Source organism: Silvanigrella aquatica (assembly GCF_001907975.1).
In the GTDB taxonomy this organism is placed as follows: domain Bacteria; phylum Bdellovibrionota_B; class Oligoflexia; order Silvanigrellales; family Silvanigrellaceae; genus Silvanigrella; species Silvanigrella aquatica.
The window spans coordinates 1,447,310-1,467,038 of record NZ_CP017834.1 but is presented as its reverse complement, the minus strand read 5'-3'; the positions used below and the strand labels follow the sequence as shown (position 1 = coordinate 1,467,038).

Annotated in this window: 17 protein-coding genes; 8 read left to right on the top strand and 9 right to left on the bottom strand. The window is 34.3% G+C overall.

Going from position 1 to position 19,729, the window contains the following annotated elements; translation table 11 throughout:
* Positions 1-5 precede the first annotated feature (5 nt).
* Entirely contained in the window at positions 6-458 is a 453-nt protein-coding gene (locus AXG55_RS14825; protein WP_233231417.1) for a hypothetical protein, read from the bottom strand.
* A 225-nt stretch (positions 459-683) separates the two neighbouring features.
* On the opposite strand from AXG55_RS14825, the gene AXG55_RS06090 reads away from it, so the two are divergent.
* Positions 684-1,742 (top strand): D-alanine--D-alanine ligase family protein, encoded by a 1,059-nt coding sequence (locus AXG55_RS06090; protein ID WP_148697241.1) that lies wholly within the window; start codon positions 684-686, stop codon positions 1,740-1,742.
* Positions 1,743-1,802: 60 nt separating this feature from the next.
* Here the strand turns inward: AXG55_RS06090 and gap are convergent, their stop codons facing one another.
* From gap to AXG55_RS06065, 5 genes are all read right to left on the bottom strand, one after another.
* Positions 1,803-2,810, bottom strand: a complete 1,008-nt coding sequence (gene gap / locus AXG55_RS06085; protein ID WP_148697240.1) for a type I glyceraldehyde-3-phosphate dehydrogenase — start codon at positions 2,808-2,810, stop codon at positions 1,803-1,805.
* 119 nt (positions 2,811-2,929) lie between these two features.
* Positions 2,930-3,874, bottom strand: a complete 945-nt coding sequence (locus AXG55_RS06080; protein ID WP_148697239.1) for a pentapeptide repeat-containing protein — start codon at positions 3,872-3,874, stop codon at positions 2,930-2,932.
* Between the two features lie 3 nt (positions 3,875-3,877).
* Positions 3,878-4,969 carry an LptF/LptG family permease gene (locus tag AXG55_RS06075; protein WP_148697238.1) on the bottom strand — a complete coding sequence of 364 codons (1,092 nt, stop codon included), beginning with the start codon at positions 4,967-4,969 and terminating at the stop codon, positions 3,878-3,880.
* Positions 4,970-4,972: 3 nt separating this feature from the next.
* On the bottom strand, positions 4,973-6,313 hold the full coding sequence (locus tag AXG55_RS06070) for an LptF/LptG family permease (RefSeq protein WP_148697237.1): 1,341 nt from the start codon (positions 6,311-6,313) through the stop codon (positions 4,973-4,975).
* A complete protein-coding gene (locus tag AXG55_RS06065; RefSeq protein ID WP_148697236.1) occupies positions 6,314-7,108 on the bottom strand; it encodes an enoyl-ACP reductase FabI in 795 nt (264 codons plus the stop codon).
* 107 nt (positions 7,109-7,215) lie between these two features.
* Between AXG55_RS06065 and AXG55_RS06060 the strand changes: the two genes are divergently transcribed.
* Together AXG55_RS06060 and AXG55_RS06055 are read left to right on the top strand one after the other, a co-directional pair.
* Positions 7,216-7,470, top strand: a complete 255-nt coding sequence (locus AXG55_RS06060) for a hypothetical protein (protein WP_148697235.1) — start codon at positions 7,216-7,218, stop codon at positions 7,468-7,470.
* Positions 7,471-7,546: 76 nt separating this feature from the next.
* Positions 7,547-8,536 carry a hypothetical protein gene (locus AXG55_RS06055; RefSeq protein ID WP_148697234.1) on the top strand — a complete coding sequence of 330 codons (990 nt, stop codon included), beginning with the start codon at positions 7,547-7,549 and terminating at the stop codon, positions 8,534-8,536.
* A 140-nt stretch (positions 8,537-8,676) separates the two neighbouring features.
* Here the strand turns inward: AXG55_RS06055 and AXG55_RS06050 are convergent, their stop codons facing one another.
* Positions 8,677-10,128 carry a methyl-accepting chemotaxis protein gene (locus tag AXG55_RS06050; protein ID WP_272866921.1) on the bottom strand — a complete coding sequence of 484 codons (1,452 nt, stop codon included), beginning with the start codon at positions 10,126-10,128 and terminating at the stop codon, positions 8,677-8,679.
* Between the two features lie 147 nt (positions 10,129-10,275).
* Positions 10,276-10,761, bottom strand: coding sequence for a DUF3299 domain-containing protein (locus AXG55_RS06045; protein ID WP_148697232.1), 486 nt, complete (start codon positions 10,759-10,761; stop codon positions 10,276-10,278).
* A 101-nt stretch (positions 10,762-10,862) separates the two neighbouring features.
* Here AXG55_RS06045 and AXG55_RS06040 point away from each other — a divergent pair, with 101 nt between their 5' ends.
* The 4 genes from AXG55_RS06040 (at position 10,863) to AXG55_RS06025 (ending at position 17,211) form a co-directional block, all read left to right on the top strand.
* Positions 10,863-12,656 carry a RecQ family ATP-dependent DNA helicase gene (locus AXG55_RS06040; protein WP_148697231.1) on the top strand — a complete coding sequence of 598 codons (1,794 nt, stop codon included), beginning with the start codon at positions 10,863-10,865 and terminating at the stop codon, positions 12,654-12,656.
* A complete protein-coding gene (locus tag AXG55_RS06035; RefSeq protein ID WP_148697230.1) occupies positions 12,653-15,229 on the top strand; it encodes a Lon protease family protein in 2,577 nt (858 codons plus the stop codon). Before AXG55_RS06040 ends, AXG55_RS06035 begins: the two co-directional genes overlap by 4 nt.
* Before the next feature lie 3 nt (positions 15,230-15,232).
* The gene (locus AXG55_RS06030) at positions 15,233-16,687 is read left to right on the top strand and encodes an amino acid--tRNA ligase-related protein (RefSeq protein ID WP_148697229.1); all 1,455 of its coding nucleotides are present in this window, start codon (positions 15,233-15,235) and stop codon (positions 16,685-16,687) included.
* Between the two features lie 137 nt (positions 16,688-16,824).
* Complete coding sequence (locus AXG55_RS06025) at positions 16,825-17,211, top strand: FtsB family cell division protein (RefSeq protein ID WP_148697228.1); 387 nt, start codon at positions 16,825-16,827, stop codon at positions 17,209-17,211.
* Between the two features lie 35 nt (positions 17,212-17,246).
* On the opposite strand, the gene AXG55_RS06020 is transcribed toward AXG55_RS06025, so the two are convergent.
* Entirely contained in the window at positions 17,247-18,659 is a 1,413-nt protein-coding gene (locus tag AXG55_RS06020; protein WP_148697227.1) for a cryptochrome/photolyase family protein, read from the bottom strand.
* A 131-nt stretch (positions 18,660-18,790) separates the two neighbouring features.
* Here AXG55_RS06020 and AXG55_RS06015 point away from each other — a divergent pair, with 131 nt between their 5' ends.
* Positions 18,791-19,708, top strand: a complete 918-nt coding sequence (locus tag AXG55_RS06015; protein ID WP_148697226.1) for an alpha/beta hydrolase — start codon at positions 18,791-18,793, stop codon at positions 19,706-19,708.
* Positions 19,709-19,729: the final 21 nt, after the last annotated feature.

Genomic DNA, 19,729 nt, shown 5'->3' with positions numbered 1-19,729 from the left:
GTTTATTATAGTGCTCCCTCTTCATGCATGACTTCGCTAGAAGATGACGCTTTATCTGCAGATGATTTCCTTGGACGACCGCGTCTCATTGATTGTTTTAATTTATCAAGTTTGCTAGGACGACCGCGTTTCTTTGGAGTTTTAACGACAGCCTTCTTTGGACGACCACGTTTCTTTGTTGAAGATTTTGCAGGACGACCACGTTTCTTTGTTGAAGATTTTGCAGGACGACCACGTTTTGCCGTTTTTTTCTTGCCTACAGTTTTCTTAGCTGTTTTCTTTTTTACTACTTTTTTTGCTGGCTTTCTTCCAGCTTTTTTCTTAGCAGCAGTTTTTTTAACTGGCTTCTTTGTACCAACTTTCTTTTTCTTAGTAGCAGTTTTTTTTGCAACCTTCTTTGTTCCTTTTTTTGCTACCGCTTTTTTTGATCCAGCTTTCTTACGCTTAGTTTCAGCCATAAAACATTCTCCTTTCAAATAATAAAATCAGTAAACCGGTTTTACATCCTCGGTTCAATCTTAATTTAACTCATGCCAAAAAAAATGGTAGAGGCAATACCATTTTTTATATATTTTTATTACGAATTTATTTAGCCTTATAAGACAAGGATATCTTTTCTCAAGAATCTTTGTCGTCAAAGTCGCAACACACCATTTCTCCGAATTTAAAGAAGGATCAAAATCGTGAGACAAAATTTTGAAAGTAAATTTAAAAATCAAATACTAGGTCTTGTATATGATTTACCAACGAAACTAGAAAATTCCGACAAAATCTTTTTTCCTGATGATGCAAATGCAGAGTGGGAGTCACAAAAAACAATTGACACGATTATCGAAACATGGAAACAACTTGGGTTTTCCGTAATTCTTTTTCCGCTTGATTCGACATTTCTAAAGAAATGGAATGAATTGAGTTCGAGCTGTTCCATTATTCATTCATTAGTTGAAGGTTGGGGTTCACTCGCGCGTGAAAGTTGGATTCCATCTTTATGTGAATTATCTGGCATTCCTTTTATTGGCTCTGAGCCATTTGCACAATCGATTTGTATGAGCAAAACGCAAATCAAATTATTATGTCAACATCTAAAAATTCCAACTCTTCCATTTTACATAATCAAAAATATCGAAGAGCTTACTAATATTCCAAGAGTTTTTTTTAACGAAACACATTTTATAAAACCAGATGGCGAAGGATCTGGCATGGGAATAGATGCTTCCTATTCCATTTCTAATTCAAAAAAGAATACTGAAAAAATTACCCAATCACTTCTAGAAAAATACCCTGATGGTGTTCTGATAGAAAAATTTATTGATGGAAAAGAATATACCTCAGCAATTATTGGGACACCACCAATATTTTTACCAATTGCGCAAATTGAAGTTATTGATGGTGTTTATGGACTTTCAAATAAATCAAAAGAATTTATGGGTGAAAAAGTAACTTTTCCAAAACTTTCGAAAAAGAATGAAAATATAATTCGAAATGGTACGGTAAAACTATTTGATTTTCTAAAATTAAAAGATTTTGTTAGAATGGATTGGAGATGTGATAAAAAAGGCAACGTCTTTTTTTTAGAAGCAAATACACTTGCAGGACTTTCCTACCATTACAGTCCTTTACCACTTATGGCGAAACATATTGAAATTGATTATCAAGAATTATTTACCATTCTTGCAGAATCTGCATTATCACGTTCGAATTCCAGAAATCTCTGGTATGGAAAATCGAGAATACAAAAATAAAAAATCCTAAAAGCAAAATATGCTTTCAGGATTTTTTAAAAAATAAATAAAATGAAGGAATTAAAACTTTCCTGTCGCTACAAGACGAGTCAATTGAACCATTCTGTTACTAAATCCCCACTCGTTATCATACCACGAAAGAACTTTTACCATATTTCCACCAATCACTGATGTGTATTCCGCATCTATAGTGGAACTATAGGGAGATCCATTATAATCTGAACTTACGAGTTGCTCTTCTGAATATCCTAAAATACCTTTTAAATATCCTTCGGAAGCGGATTTTAATGCGGAATTGATATCATCAACAGTGACTGATTTTTCTAATTCAAAAGTAACATCAACAAGAGAAACGTTCGGCGTAGGCACGCGAACGGCAAAGCCATTTAATTTTCCTGCAAGAGAAGGAATCACTTCTGAAATTGCTTTTGCGGCACCTGTGGAAGTTGGAATCATACTCAAAGCGGCGGCACGCGCACGACGTAAATCTTTATGAGGAAGATCCAATATATTTTGATCATTTGTATAGGAGTGAATTGTCGTCATTAAACCTTTACGAATTCCAAATTTTTCATGAATGACTTTTGTAAGGGGCGCTAAGCAATTTGTTGTACAGGAACCATTGCTAATAATTTGATGTTTAGAAATATCATATTCAGAATCATTCACACCAATAACAATTGTTTTATCAATTGCTTTGCCAGGAGCACTTAGAATAACTTTTTTAGCGCCCGCTTTTAAATGCGCAGCCGCTTTTTCGCCCTCAGTGAACAAGCCCGTACATTCTAATACAATATCGACACCATGAGTAGACCAAGGAATTTCTGCAGGATTGCGAATTGCTGATATTTGAATGGGTTTCCCATCTAGAATAAGCGCATTATCCTTAGACTCCACATGTTGCTGCGCTTTACCATGAACAGAATCGTATTTATAAAGATGCGCTAATGTTTTTGCATCGGTCAAATCATTAATGAGAGTCACTTCAATATCACGCTCATTTTTTAATGCTCTTAAGACACAACGGCCAATACGGCCAAATCCATTGATACCAACCTTAATCGTCATGAGAAACCTCCAAAATATTAAGAAAGGCTTAAAAGCCGCTCCTCTTATTACATTTGTAAAAAAGAGAGCCACTTCAAAGTCAAACTATTTATCTGAGAAAACGATGTGTTGTGCAAGGATTAATTGTGAGAGTCGTGATGAGGTTCATTTAAAATTTCTAATAATTCTTGTGCGGTATGACATCCTGAAATATTTTTGCCCGTACACTGGCATCCTGAAATTTTAATAGGTTCTTTTAAAATGAGATGTAATTTCGTAAAAACACATTCTTTAAATTTACAATTTTCAAATTCAACGCCCTGGATATCACAATCTTCAAACTCACAATCTTGAAAATCAACATTTGTAAAAGACATTCTGTTTAAACGGCTTCCACGAATTGTTGTTTCGGAAAAGTCTGTTTTTAAAACTTGATTTTCTGTAAAATCGGACTCAGAAATGTTCACATCAGATAATGTTGCTCGTGAAAATTTATTATTTTCTAATCGTGCTTCTTGGAGTGTTACGTTGCTTAAACGCGCCAAACTAAAATGTGATGAACAAAAATCGGAACGAACAACAGCAAGTTCGGAAAATTGTACGGCCGCAAATTTATTATTTTTAACTTCAGCGCTTTCTGTAAACTCAACACCAAACCATTGAGAGCCGACAACTTGATTGTCTTTTATATTACTGTCGGCACTGACGTGAAAAGCACGAAAAACAGATAATTTGGAATCAAGTCCCGAAATATTTGGAGAAAATCCGATAGGTTGAAAATTATTTGATAAATTTTCTTGAATTTTATCAATTTGTGGCATGTTTTCAGATATTTGATGCACAATATTACTTGAGATTTTTAAGAGTTCTTCAATATTCACACTTTTTTTAATTTTTTCGAAAGCATTTTTCAAACCTTCCTGAGTTTCTTCTTTTTGATTTTGAAAATGAGTAGCAACATTTTCAGGAAAAATATTTTTTTTCTGTTTTTTTAAAACATAATTTTTTTCAATCCATGTTTTTGCTTTTTCAACATTCATTTTTCCTTTCGAGACTGACTCTAGGATGGATTCCAATTCAACCATAAATTACTGTCCTTTATCCAATTTCCGAATAAGCATATAACTTAACAACGCAACTAATATATTCATAACCCAAGCTGCAAACAAAGGATGGATACTTCCTTTTATAGCAAAACTTCTTAATGCCATATTTCCAAAACAATAAATAAGAGCCGTGACAAGGCAAATAATGATGCCGATATATTTCTCTTCCTGTCTTTCCTTCCTTAAGGCAAAAGGGATCGTTAAAAAAACAAATAGCAAATTTGCAAAAGGGCTACTGATCTTAATATAGAGATCAACAATTCTATCTGATACATTTGTCCCCGCCATTTCAGCATCTTCAATTATTTTTTTAAGTTGCCAATAACTCAGTTGATTTGAATCACTGGTTTGTTTTAAAACCTTAGGCGGAGCAAAATCAATATTTGTGACAAATAAGGGCTTAATTTCTGTTTTGGTAATTTGAGAGGAGGTGTCGAGATTTGTCACGACAGCGGCTCGCAGTACCCAGTTTCCAATATTTTCATCAAAGTAACCCGAGTTTGCATGTACTATCTGTTTTAAACTTGATGCATTCTCTGATTTAAAGTATTCAATTCCAAACAATTCTTCTTTTTGTTCATCGTATTTCTCAAAATGTAATACCGTACCTTTAGACTTTAGCCAAGTGCTTTCTGTAAAAACGTTTTCATTTTTTTTTCCTTCAACTTCCACACGGCGTATTTTATAAAAATGCGTCGAACTCGTTGGTAAGATAAACTCACTTATAAAAAATTGCCCTGCCGTAAAAAACATCCCTACATATATAAGTGGTATAGCTATTTTCATCATGGACAAACCCGCGGCTCGTAAGGCCGCAATTTCCCCATGCTTAGCAAGGAGCCAATTTGTGATAATTCCCCCAATCAACACTGTAAATGGCATAAACTGAATCGTTACCGCAGGCAATTGCCAAAAGTAATAAAGAAACAGAGTTTTACTTGTAACTTCCCGGCCATCAAAATAATGTTGACTGTCTTCCATATAAGTCAAAATAAAATAAATACTAACAGAAAATAATAAAATACTTAATGTCGTTTTTAAATATTGCGAAGCAATATACCACCATACTCTCATATTTTAACCTTTTTTGGAGAAGATTTTTATTTTAAATAAATCATCTCTAACAAACGCAATAAAGCCTGTAGAAGGAGGATGCCTTAAGCGCCAACGCAAAAGTAGTGCAATGATAAGAATAAGTGTTAATGGTGTTGCTACTATCATTACATAAGGGGAAATAACAAAGTTTAAGGAAAGTTGCTGGACTAAAGATATGGATGTATACAATGCAAAAATAATGATTCCAATACCTAAATAAACTCCAAATTGCTTTTTTCTGGGATCTTGAATGCCCAGACAAACTCCAATAATTGGTAAAAAAATAGTAGATATGGGAACTGAAATTTGCTTAAATATAAAAATTAATTTTTCAATAATTTTAACATCATTTTGCCATTCTGGATTATTCTCTTTTTCTTTTTGAAGCATAGCAAAATAGTCTTTAGGATAAAGTTGATAATCTTTACCGTCTTGAAGAGAATCAACTTTGAAATTACTTTTAAAGGTATTTATTAAAGAAATATTCATTTCCGTAAATTGCGTTAAAGACCAATCGACAGGAGTTGGATATAATAGTAAATCCTTAGTAGAAAGATCTTTTTTGGTTAAAATAAAATTTTTCGGATTTTGATCTATGTAGTAAGGTAACTTGTTTTCAGAAACTTTCCCAGAATAAACTGTTCCCTTATACAAAGAATAAATATAGTCAGGAAATCCCTCATTTGATAATTTTTTTAAACTCCCCGTATTTGAAACAATTGTTGAAAAATAATTTTCGGAGGTGGGTTTGAGCGCTAAAAAAACATTCTCAAATTCACTGCGATCACTGGAAACAGTTTGCATATACATAGACAAACTGACCTGATCAGATGCGGGAATCGTGTCATAAATAAATGATTTTTCACGAACAGTATTTTTTATAAAAGCTTCAACAATACTTCTCGATTGCAACCACTTAAATTTATCAAACTGACGATTTGAATAGGGTTCAAAAAACAGCGCACTAAATAGTGATATCAGCATCACAAAAATACCAATACACGTAGGCATGAAGGCAAAACGAAGAATGCTCACCCCACTGGCCATCCAAGCTTCCAACTCCCTATCAGCGGCCATGCGAATGGTGACAATAGACGAAGCCAAAAGTAAGGAAATAGGTACAGTAAATTTAATGATTGATGGAAAAATAAACAATAACAACATTAAAAATGTGATAGAACTATCTGGTGCTGAAAATAATAAATCAGCATAACGAGGAAGCTTTGCCATCATCATCACAGAGCTGAGGCTTGCTGTGATAACAAATGTCAAAGATATAATTTCACTCGCCATCAATCGATCTAATTTTTGCAAAATGGCCATTCACGACTCTACTGATGAAAACATTCCAAGGGTATTATAACCACAATCCACATGAAGCACTTCCCCTGTCACCCCTGAACCCAAGTCAGAAAGCAAATAGAGTGCCGATCGTGCCACATCTTCCGTGGTCACATTTCTCTTTAATGGAGAATGTTTTTGAGAGTTTTCAAGCATTTCTTTAATTCCAGGAATAGCACTCGAAGATAACGTGCGAATAGGCCCCGCACTAATGGCATTGACGCGGATGCCGATTTCACCCAAATCATAAGCTAAATATTTAGCACAAGACTCTAAAGCGGCTTTGGCAACACCCATCACATTATAACGAGGCACAACCTTCTCCGCTCCGTAATATGACATGGTAATCACACTACCGCCCTTTTTCATGAGAGGAAGAGCTGCTCTGGTGACTGCCAAAAGAGAATAGGCCGAAATATCCATTGTCGATGCAAAAGATTCCCGTGTCACAACCATGAACTTATCTTTTAAGTTTTCTTTTTCTGTAAAAGCAACGGAATGTATAATAAAATCAACCATATCCCATTGTTTTTGAATTTCTGTATAAAAAGCCTCAATTTGCTCATCTTTTGTCACATCACAAGGCATGACGATCGCATTTGGTAAATCTTTAACGAGTTCACGCACTCTTTTCTCTTGCGCATCACCTAAAAAGTTAAAGGCAAGCTCGGCACCTTGCTCTGCACACATTTGAGCACAAGCCCAAGCAATAGATTTGTTGTTTGCGACGCCAAATACAATACCGCGTTTGCCCGCAAGAATTTTTGCGTTATTCATTTCTTCCCCCAAGTTCAAATGCGAAAAACAAATTCGCCGAATCTTGAGCCTACTTGCATCTTGCGTTACAAACAAGCGGCTGATAGCCTTTTTGGTAGGAGGAATTTATGGAGAAAAGTGTAGACAACATGAAATATGAAAAAGTTTTAATTGATAATGCCACGTGCCGCAGAAGATTTCACTTAGTCTATGAAACTGGGGCTCAAAATAATACAAATGTTGAAATTAAATGTCCTCATTGTGGAGTGGTTCTTTTTAGTGAACCGAATCACCCTCCCGTCGTTCTTGCACGCGATGAAAACCTTATAAAAAGCCCTGACGGATCAGAGCACATTATTTATGATTGCAAATTTAGTACTTAATTTTTTTTTAGAATCCTTTCTTGGCGTAATCATACTATGCCTTTTTGCTGTGTATTTCTCAGGAAAAATTTCATTTATGAGCGCCTATTTATTTAATTATTTTCATTGGCGCTCACTTATTTTTCCTTACCAAGTTAACTTTGTAAATAAAATACTCTATTTACTGAGAATGGGTGCGGACAAAATCCCTTTCATCACTTTAAGTCTTGTTTTTGTTGAAAAATTTAATTTGCCCTCATTTTATACGGGGATTTTAACATTTTTCTTTGGCATTGCACGACTGGCTTCCACCTATGACTGGAGAGCGACAATACCAAAGATTAAAAAATGGCGGCTTGAATTAGGACTATTGTATAATAATCCTAAATTTACTTTCAACCAAGACAAAAATATTTTTGATAAACTCGCACGCCCGAACCAAAATAATAAATTTGAAATATCTAAAGCTGACTTTAGATGTTACGTTGCTTTATCTCTTCTTTTTGTAGGAGAACATTTATATCAAAATGGAAATCACTTACAAAGACTTGATTTAATTTCATTTTTTTTAATTGCCTGGTGCTCTTTCGATGCCTTAATGTGGAATTATTACTTACATCACAAACCACACTCTTTTGTAGAAAACTTTCAAGAAAAACCATCTGAATTTTTTGGGCAATTTTGGATTCGTATTTTTGCTTTACTCTTTTGTGTTTTTTTCTTTTTTATAACTCATTATTATATTGGACATGATTATTCTCGCTATAATTTAGCAGTATTCATCTTTTTATTTATGTTTTTAAATAAAATCCTCCGCATTTGGAATGAAGGACTCATTGCAAAGCTAAATATGCAAAAAGAATATTATCCAGCGAGCTATCATAGAGATCACTTGTTTAAATTCGAAAATGCACGCATTTGGCGAGATATCGGAGCACAAAGAAGCGATGCTGTGAACCCCTTTGTCAGACTCGTCATGTTTAGAACCATGTTTGAACTTTCAGAGCGCAGTTTATTTATTGGAATTATCACTCATCTTGATTTAATTTTTGCTACATTTTTTTATACTATTTTAGTTTCAAAATAATTTAAACTACTTTTTGCCTCAATTGAAGCATTTAAAGAGAGTAATTCTTTTCAACTATTTATAAATTAATCAATAATATTCAATAATATTCAATAATATTCAATAATTTCAATTTATTTTATTTTTTAAATTTGATTTGACTATGATTTTAATTTTTTCAGACCGAATACAACTTTTTCTGTCTTACTTACAATTTCTTTTAAATTGTTACTTTCAGAGGATATATCGGCTGTTACTTTTAAAGAATTTTCTGACTCACCTGTATTTTTAATTGCCAATTGATCTAACTGCCCCATGGCTGTTGCAATTTGTTTTACGCCAATTTCTTGCTCTTTAGTCGCATCAGATACCTGCATCATTTGATTGTTAATTTCTTTAATCCCTACAACAATTTCTGTAAAAGCTTCAGATACTTTTAGAGTTCTACTTTGACCTTCTTCTACTTTTGCAACTGTTTGTACTAAAATTCGTTGAATTTCTTCACGGCTTTTTTGTAATAATGTATTTATTTCTTTAGAAGATTTCCCACTGGTGCTTGCTAAATTTCCTACTTCTTCAGCAACAACAGCAAACCCTTTGCCATGCATTCCCGCACGCGCGGCTTCAATAGATGCATTCAGGGATAATAACTCTGTTTTAGAAACAATTTTATTAATAACCTGAGTTTTTGTTTCTATTTCAGTAATAATACTTTCAATATCTTTTAATTTAGAGCTTGCTTCATGAATACTTTGCATTGATGAAATCATATTTTTCATAGACACTTCACCATCAGCTGCTTTTGATGAAATGTCATTTGCTAATTTTGCTGACGTTGATGTTAACTCGGTTGTTTTGCCAATCATACTTGTGATTTCGGAAATAGAAGCCGCCGTTGTTTGAATAGAAGCCGCCTGATCATTGGAATATTTTTTTACACTACTGCTGGAATCTTTTAGCTGATTGCTTTTATGTAAAAGAGAATCAGAAGAATTTAGCAGAGATTTACAAACTTCTACTAATGGATTTACAACTGAATTTGCAAAGTAAATACCAACGCCTATAAAGGTAACAATACAAAATAGACAAGCAAATAATAATATCTCTATAAACTTTATCATTGAATTATTTACATCATCAATGTATAAACCAGTACCAACAATCCAATCCCATTCAGGAAAATATTTAATGCAAGAAATTTTTTTAATAGGAGTAGATGAACCCGCTTTAGGAAACATGTATTCCACATAACCTTTGCCGGATGTTGTAGCTACGCGTGCAATTTCAACGTATAATTTAAGACCCGTGGGATCTTTAAAATTAGACATGTCTTTCCCACTCAATTCTGGTTTTACAGGATTAAGCACCTGATATGCTTTTGAATTGGTAAGAAAAATATATTCATTTCCAGAATATCTAATTGCATTTAAATTTTCTTTTGCGCGTTTTTGAGCTTCTTCTTTACTTAAAATGCCTTTTTGAGCAAGGTCGATATAACTCGCTACAAGTGTCGCACCGACATCCACAATACTCTGAAGTTTTTCTTTTTTCGCATCAATCAATAGATTCCAATAAAAATTTAAAAGCCAAATTAGGAATACTGAAAATATCATTACCGAGAATAGGCTACTCAGAATAATTTTATATTTTATACCTTTATTATTAAACACTTTTAAACCCCTTCTATGATAAACATTCGGAAAATATTTAATAATAATGACGCTTTTTTTTAATAATTTTGAAATTAATTATCACATACACTATTGGTATGGTTTTGTGTAAGAACCAAGTAATTCGAAAGAAGTCTTAATTTTTTTGCCAGCATTTTCAGAAATTACAAATTTTCCAAATAACCAAACAGGGCCATAAGACATTTTTGCCTTCTTACCCGATGCCATTTTGACATGAATAATTTGATTAGGAGGGGGAGGAGGAACGTGTATACATGCCATAGGTGTAGGGACAAATAAAAATTCATCGACAAAGTCTTGATTGTCTTCCAATGGAATTATAAATCCAGGAATTTTTATATTTGCTCCATTAAACGCACGCAAATTATTCGGAATATTGCCGGTTGTCAGATTGAAAGTCTGTAATTGTGACCATTCCACTTCCAATAATTTGCTAGAATTTTGCACTTCGGACGGTGAAACTTTAGAGGCACCTTGCGCTATAAAATAGACAAAAAGACCTCCTAAAATAGATCCTATGGCAACAAAAACAAATATTTTATAAAAAATTTTCATTTCTCAAATGATTCCTTGGAATATTTAAATCATCTTCCTCTGCTACTGTACTCCTTCGCAAAACCATCGTAAACAAGTTTTGAATATGAAGAGTGGAGCTTATGGAAACTGATTTTGTCTTAAAATGTGAAGAATATGCCAAAAAAAACTTTACTTTATCGGGATTACGCCCCGCTCAAAAAGAAGTTTTAACCCAAATTTTTAATAAAAAATTTGTCCTTGCTACCTTGCCTACAGGTGGCGGCAAAACACTTCTCTACTCTTTACCCGCCTTATTTTTTAGCGACAATCCGGTGCTTGTAATCAGTCCGCTCATTTCTCTCATGCGCGATCAAGAACGTCGCATGGAAAATGCACAAATTCCCTGCGCCGTTTTTACCTCGGAACAAAACGAAGAGGAAAGAAAACAAGCTTGGAAAAAATTAAAATCGGGAGAAGCAAAATTGATCTTTGCTTCTCCAGAACGATTTGTGCTCCCTTCTTTTTTAAATGCCATTTCTAAAGTAAATTTAAGTATGGCTGTTGTTGATGAAGCTCACTGTGTCGTGTCTTGGGGACATCATTTTAGACCAGAATATGCTGAAATTGGAAAATTTTTATCACAGTTACAACCCCCGCGTATTTTAGCAATTACGGCAACAGCAAGTCGCAATAGCCGCCTGGATATTATAAAAAAAGTATTTCCTGAAAACACAAATGTATATGAATACACATCGAATCCTCTAGGTGAAAATATTATTGTGGAAAGTCACCGTGTTTTTTCAAATCAGGAACAATGGGATAAACTTGTTGAAACTCTCCAAGAAACCAAATCTAAAAAAACTCTTGTCTATTTTCAAACGAGAACACTTTGTGAAGAATCTGCTCGAAAATTAAAAAAAATTAAAATTCATTCTGTGGTTTATCATGCGGGTCTTCCTAAAAATGAACGTAAAAATACGGAGCAATATGTTCAGGAGGCAACACAAAAAACGGTTATTTGTGCGACAACCGCATTTGGAATGGGTGTAGACATTCAAGGCATTCAATTGGTTGTTGTCTTTGGATTTCCTGGAAATATAGAAGAGTTTTTTCAAATGTTAGGACGCGCCGGACGCGGGGGGGAATCCTCACGGGGCTTGTTACTTTGGACGGGAGCCGATCCCATTCGCCGCGAATATCAATTTAAAGCCACATTTCCAGAACCCTCCTTATTTTTAGAACAATGCGCACAATATATGAAATTTATGCCAAATTCTTTTGGTGAAAGCTGCTTCGTATTAAAACAAGATTTATTAAACACAACAAAAATAAATAAATCTGAAAACAGACTTCGCAAACTTGAAAATATGTTTGCTGTTTTAAGAATATGCAGTGCTCTAGAAGACACACGGGCAGGAGAAACATATTATTCTATCAGACTATCAATAAATAAAAGTTTTGTGGACTTATTGGGGCAACTTCCCGTAGGCTTAACAAAACGACGCAAAGTTTTAGAAGGAATTGTCAATCTGGTTGAAAAGTCATGGTTATCATTGAAAGGGGCTCAAATTACTGTTCCTTTAAAAATGTTACAAGATGCTTGTGAACTCGGTGCAGAAAGCTGTGAACAAGTTTTTTTGCACTACCAAGATCAAAAAAATATTTCTTTTGCTAAAATAAGTCATGAAGATGCAAAAAATGGAGTTATCTTGAAAAATGGTTACATATATTTACAAAAAGAAATACCCAAATATATTTCAGCACGAAATCATTTTCACGCAAGCTTGCGCGAACTTGAGAAGTTGTCTAAATCGACAACATGTAGACTTGCAGCCAGTTTCGAATTTTTTGCTTCTCGTGCTATTCAAGGCGCTACAAAAAACATTTGGCGTTGCATGCAATGTGATATTTGTATTAGAAAGAGGATGGAATGAAAAAAACTAAATCAACTGCGACCACAACCTCTCTCACTCAAAAAATCCTTGAGCAAAGAGACGAACACTTTCCTGTTAATTTAAAAATAAAAAGAAGTGCCCTTCGTTTTCGGCGACTCAATACCGAAGAAGTCTACCGCACCTGCGAACAAAAACTTGTCGAATTAGATAAGCACAAAAGAAGTGAACCTAATTACGACATTATTTCGCAAGTCCGAGCTGTAAGAGCCATTAATCTCGGTTTAGGAATACAAAAACCAGGATATAATATTTATGTCGCAGGTGTTCAAGGCACAGGCAAAACCAGCGTCATTCGATCTTTTCTTAAAAAAACAGCCGAAACTTGCCCCACTCCTGGGGATTGGATTTACGTCTATAATTTTAAAAATCCAGAATCGCCCCATGCCATGGAGCTGAAAACAGGCATTGCCAAGCGTTTTAAAAAGCAAATGGATGAACTCATGGAGCAGCTCACAGTTGAACTGGTCGATGCTTTTCAATCAGAAGAATATGAAACCAATGTCAATTCGACCGTAAATGCGAGTAATGAAAAAAAAGCAAAATTATTCAGCGAACTGGAAAAAACAGCAAAAACAAAAAACTTCGGCGTTAAATCGACAAGAATGGGAATTGTTACTGTTCCTATTGTCGAAGGAAAACCTTTAAGTGAAAAAGACTATTCCGAATTAAGTGATGAACAAAAAGAAAAAATAGAAGCGGAACGCAATTTACTTGAACCTGAGGTATTAGACTTTGCCAGAAAAGTGCGTTCCATTGAAAATGATACTAAAAATAAATTAGAAGAATTACAATCGGAATTAGGTGATTATGTTGTCAGCCAAGCACTTATTCCGTTTTTAAAAGAATATGAATCACAAAAAAATGTGCTTGAATATTTAGATGAAGTTAAGAAACATCTTCTTGAAAATTTAAATGACTTTTTACCTGATGAAGAGGATGTGGAAGGGGAAGGCGAAGACTCCGTAACACCCTCATCATATCATTTGAAAAAAGGTGATCCTCATTTACCTTATCGTATTAATGTTTTTGTCGATAATACAGAAATAAAAGGCGCTCCCATTATTATCGAAAATAATCCTACTTTTTATAATTTATTTGGAAAAATTGAAAAAAATATTGAATATGGTGTTTACACAACTGATTTTAAAATGATCAAAGCAGGCTCCTTAGCTCGTGCTAATGGTGGTTACCTTGTTCTCAATGCTCTTGATATTCTTCGCGCACCCCAAGTTTGGGATACCTTAAAACGCGTCATGAAAAATCAAAAATTATTTATTGAAGATTTAGGAGAGCAATACAGTATTTTAGCGACTAGCGGACTGCGCCCCGAACCTATTCCTCTCAATGTAAAAATCATTTTAATTGGATCGGATTGGATTTATCGCATGCTATATCAGCATGATGAAGATTTTAATAAAATATTTAAAATTAAAGCTGATTTTGATGCACAAATGGATCGCTCTCAAAAAACAATTGACAATTATGTTGAATTTATTTCGACCCGCACAAAAGTCGAAAATCTGTTACCTTTTGATGAGAGTGGCATTGCCGCCATTGTCGAATTTGGCAGCCGCATTGTTGATGACCAAGATAAGTTAACAACTCGATTTAGTCTGATTAAAGACATCACAATCGAAGCTGATTTTATGGCAAAGGAACAAAAAAATAAAAAAATCGCACGTTCCCATGTAGAAAAAGCGATTGATGAACGCTATGCCCGCTCTGCCGCCATTGAAGATCATATTATTGAAATGCTGGAACGTAAGGACATCATCATTTCTACAAATTCAAGACGTGTTGGTGAAATCAACGGACTTGCAGTTTACTCATTAGGCGATCTTTCTTTTGGTGTTCCGACAAGAATTACCTGCCGCACTTATAAAGGCAAGCCCGGAATTTTAAATATCGAAAGAGAAGCATCCCTATCCGGCAAACTTCATAACAAAGGGGTTAGCATTTTAACCAGCTGGATTAATGCGACTTTTGCTAGAAAATCACCGGCTAATGTGGCGGCCACTATTTGTTTTGAACAAAATTATAACGGAGTCGATGGAGATTCGGCAACATTGGCTGAGCTTTGCCTCATACTCTCTTCCATTGCAAATATTCCAATAGATCAAGGCATTGGCATTACGGGATCGGTAAATCAATTTGGCGAAATACAGCCGATTGGTGGTGTCAACGAAAAAATTGAGGGCTTTTTCAAAACCTGTAAATTGCATGGTCTCACAGGACGAAATGGCTGTATTATTCCCGTACAAAATATCAAACATCTTATGTTGAATCGCGAAGTACGCGAGGCCATTGAAAAAGAACAATTTCATATATGGCCTGTTTCGAAAGCAGAAGAAGCTTTTGAATTATTAACAGGTTTCTATTCGGGAACATGGGACGAGAAAAAAGGCCGCTTTGAAGAAGGCAGTGCCTTTGATAAAATTTATAAAATGTTGCATCAAAAAAGTGAGGACAAAAAAGAAAAGATAAAGAAAAAAACGGCCACTAAAAAACCTAAAGTAACAAGAAAAAAATCAACGCGTAAAAATTTGGTATAAAAAATGAGTTTAACGAGTAAAAATCAACTTATTTTACAAAATTTATTTGAGCTTCGTAAAGTGCATTCCGTATCCGAAAGATTATCATCGGGAAGAGTTTTTTACATTGATATGTTGATGGGACTTTGCGATGCTTCGGGTGTAATTTGGCCCGTAGGCATAGGTCAACATTTAGAAAAAGAACTCCTTAATGAAGGAAGTATAATTACTTTTAAATGTAAAATAATGCGCACAAACCCGCAAGCAGAGCTTAAATATGACGACAATTATTTTATTATCATTAATGAATTGATAAATAAAACCACTTCTTTAAGCTCATGGGAAAATGCGCTTATTCCCTCGCCACTTCCCAATAAAGAAGAAATAGAATCACAAAATAAATTATTTAATCAAAATATTAAAGTAACAAATTTTTACACTTCGCCTGTTGCTAAACGTCTCAAATCGATCAAACAACGAAACAGCAGCCTCGATCGCGTGCATCTTTTTTTTAAAAATAGAGGATTTGTCAATATAGAAACACCCACATTAGTACCCAGTGGTGGTGTTGAAGTTTACTTAAATCCTTTTCATACAGAATATGAAGATCATCGTGGTCATAAATGGAAATTACAATTACCTACAAGCCCTGAGTTTGCCCTCAAAAAATTAATGGTCGAAGGAACTCATAAAATTTTTCAGCTTTCCCGAGCTTATAGAAATAATGGAGAAGTCTCAAAACATCATGAACCGGAATTTGTTATGCTAGAATGGTATCGTGCCCAAGGAACTTTGCAAAATATGATGGAAGACACACAAAATCTTGTGGAAACTTTGGCATATTACTTGGGAACACATTTAGAAATTCCTAAGCAGTGGCCTGCATTTCGTGTAGATAAATTATTCCAAGATATTTTGTCTATTTCACTTGAACACGTTCAAAATACCGAACAATTTTATTTAAAAGCAAAAAATTTAAGCCCTTCTATTACAAAAAATGATGATTGGGACACTCTTTTTTATAAACTTTTTATGGAAAAAATTGAACCTTTTTTGGAAAAGCAAAAAGCCTGTTTTGTAACACATTATCCTATTCAAATGGGAGCTCTGGCAGCGCAAGAAAGAGTAAAAAGCAATCGTTCTTTAGAACAAAATGACAGTATTGAAAATGAAACAAAGCCCTTTGTCGAAAGAATGGAAGCCTTTTTGTATGGCGTTGAAATCTGCAACGGTTATCTTGAACTCAGTGATGCTAAAAACTTAAGTGAACGCTTCCAAAAAACTCTCTCGGCACGTCCCGAACTTCAACAGGATCCTCTTTTTGAAAATGCGATGGAGTTTGGACTTCCCCCATGCTCAGGAAACGCTTTAGGAATCGATAGAGTTATTGCACTTCTTTTGGGTCAAAAATCTATTTCCAGCTTGTATCCTCTCCCCTTTTTAAGCCAGTTTCCCAAAGGAACTGTGGCTTGGGAATAAGCAAATTTGACATCGACAAAAATAATGGCAAAAAAAATTGCCTCCTTGCAAAAGATTCTCAACAAAATTTTACCCACATGCTAAAATAAAAAAGTCGCTATGGCGGAAAAGTTTTAATTTTGAGATATGGATTTGATATGACTCCACCCAACATGCAACCTACTGTTTTTTCTAAGAGATTCCAGACTCTCGCACGCTGGGTCGTGGTGATTGTGTTATGGCTGATTATCGGTTCGATTGCCATTGGCAAAGCGGGGATTTCAAATTTCATGGAATTAATTCATGAAAGAGATGTTCTCAATCAAGCCATTATGGAACTAGAAATTCAAAATCAAGGTCTTGAAGAAAAAATTGCAAAATTAAAAACATCCCCAGAAAGACAGTTGCGTTACTTAAAAGAAAGCTTTGGTTACGTTGAACAAGATGAATACGTTTTTCAATTTAACACAAAGTCCTCTTTCTCATTTGGATCGCATCCTAAAAATTCTAATAATTCTGTAATTTCTGCAGAAGCAAATCCATAATTTTAATTATATCTTTTAATACTACTTTTCTTAAGTTAACTTTTTTTAAACATAGCGATCGCTTTTAATCTTTGTTGATCATGCTCTACAATAGGTTTGGGATAGGATAAATCTCCAGAATTTTTATGATGCGAAAAAAGATTCCAAGTCACTTTATAGGGAGTATGAATATTTTTATTATCTAAATGACTGAGCTCAGGGCATAATTTACGAATAAATTTGCCTTCAGGATCAAACTTAAGTGATTGAGATTCAGGATTAAATACTCGAAAATAAGGTTGTGCATCACAACCTGTAGAGGCAGACCACTGCCACCCCCCATTATTTGAAGACAGATCATAATCCAGAAGCTTTTCAGCAAAATACTGCTCACCTTTTCTATAATCGATAAGCAAATCTTTTGTTAAAAAAGATGCCACGATCATGCGCAAACGATTGTGCATCCAACCTGTTTCATTTAAATGTCTCATGGCGGCATCGACAATAGGAAATCCTGTCTGTCCTTTTGTCCATTTTTCAAAAAACTCTTCGTTATTTTCCCAGGGAATATCTTTAAGATCTTTTTTAAAAGGCATACTTTCAACGTGAGGAAATTCAGACAAAATCATTTTATAAAACTCACGCCAGATGAGTTCGTTAATCCATATTTCAGCTCCCTTTGACTTATATTGGAAAGCAAAACGGAAAGCCTCTCGAATTGAGATCGTACCAAATCGCAAATGAACTGAAAGATTTGAGGTGTCATTATTTGAAAAATAATCCCGATTTTCAGAATAATCATTTATTTTAGAAATAAATTGCTTTATTTTTTCAAGAGCACCCTTTCTTCCTGTTGCTAACCAAAGAGTGGCAGGCGAAAAACCCACTTCTGTTAACTTCCATGAAAAGGGAACAGTATGAATATTTTCTTTATTAATAAACTTTTTAAAATCAAAAGAATAACAATTAAAATCGTTTTCGTGGGCTTTTTTTAACCATTCATTTTTGTAAGGAGTATAAACCACATAAGGAAGATTATTTTGCTTTACAACTTCGGTACCTTCAAAAATAACTTGATCTTTAACAGAAATAAATTGAATATTTAAATCTTTTAATTTTGTTTTAACTTTATAATCTCTTTGAATTGAATAATTTTCATAATCATTACTCGTAAAAACGCAATCCGCTTTAAATTCTTGCGCTAATTTTGGAATTTCAACAGTAGGATCACCAATACGTACGACTAATGATTTTCCATATGTCTTAAGCTCCTCTTCCATTTCTTTTAAAGATTCAAAAATAAAATAAACTCTTTTATCTTGCTTATCAACCAGTGTTGACAATATTTTTGTATCAAAAATAAAAACAGGAACAATGGTTTTGGAGCATAAACAAGCTTTATCTAATGCAGCATTATCAACAAAACGCAATTCACGACGAAACCAAACGATTGAATTATTAAATTCCATTCATTACTCCAAAGCAATATCATATGAGTTTTCAAGTTATCATATATAAAGCAACCATTAATGCTCTAGATAAACATTTTTCATTATGCTAAAAACAGATTATTTTAGCAATCAGACCTGAAAGGATTTCTATGCTACAAATGAATGTTGACGGATTTGAAGTCTATGAATTTCCTGCGCCAAACGAGAGCAGCACAAAAAATGCTCTTTTTTTTGCACATGCAAATGGCATTCCTGCTCAAACATACAAATCCTTATTTGAAAAAATGGCTCAACAATTAAACTGTTTAATTATCAGCTACGATATGAGAGGAATGGGAAGATCACAGATACCCGATCTTATCTCTGAAAATCTGAATAATACCGGCGCCTGGGAGCAACTTACAAAAGATCATATTCAATTGTTTTTAAAAATAAAATCACTGAAAAGTGAAAAATTGAATTGGATTCTGGCAGGACACAGTTTAGGAGCATGGCTTTCGCTTCTTGCATCTAAAGAACTTCACAATTATAAATTATTCCTTCTTGAACCACCCATATTAGCACCTAAAATTATTTTACAATGGACGATTATTGCGCTTTTAAAGAAACGTCATTTAAGTCCTCGAGGACAAAGAGTTAAAAGACGGAAAACACAATTTCCTTCTTTAAAAATTGCTTTCAATGAATTAAAAAAAAGTTCACTTATGAAACATTGGGATGATGAAGTTATTTCTGACTATATTGAAGGCTCTTTTCAGGAGCAAACTCCTGGCGGACAAATTACTTTACGCCATGACCCCGCTTGGGAAGCCCTCATGTTCGAAGAATATCCTATTGGAGCTTGGTGGGCTTTTTTAAAAATCCCTTTTCAAATTCGTACAAAAATTCAACCTCTATTTTTTGTGGGAAGCAAAAGCGACACTTGCAACCCCAATGCAAAATTTTGGGTAAGCTGCTTTTTTCCAAAATTAAAATGGATTGAACTTCCCGATGGAACTCATATGTTTCCTCTTGAAAGACAAATGGAAACTATCTCTTTAATAAAAAGCAACTTATTGGATTCTTAATTGGAGCATAAATTTTTTATT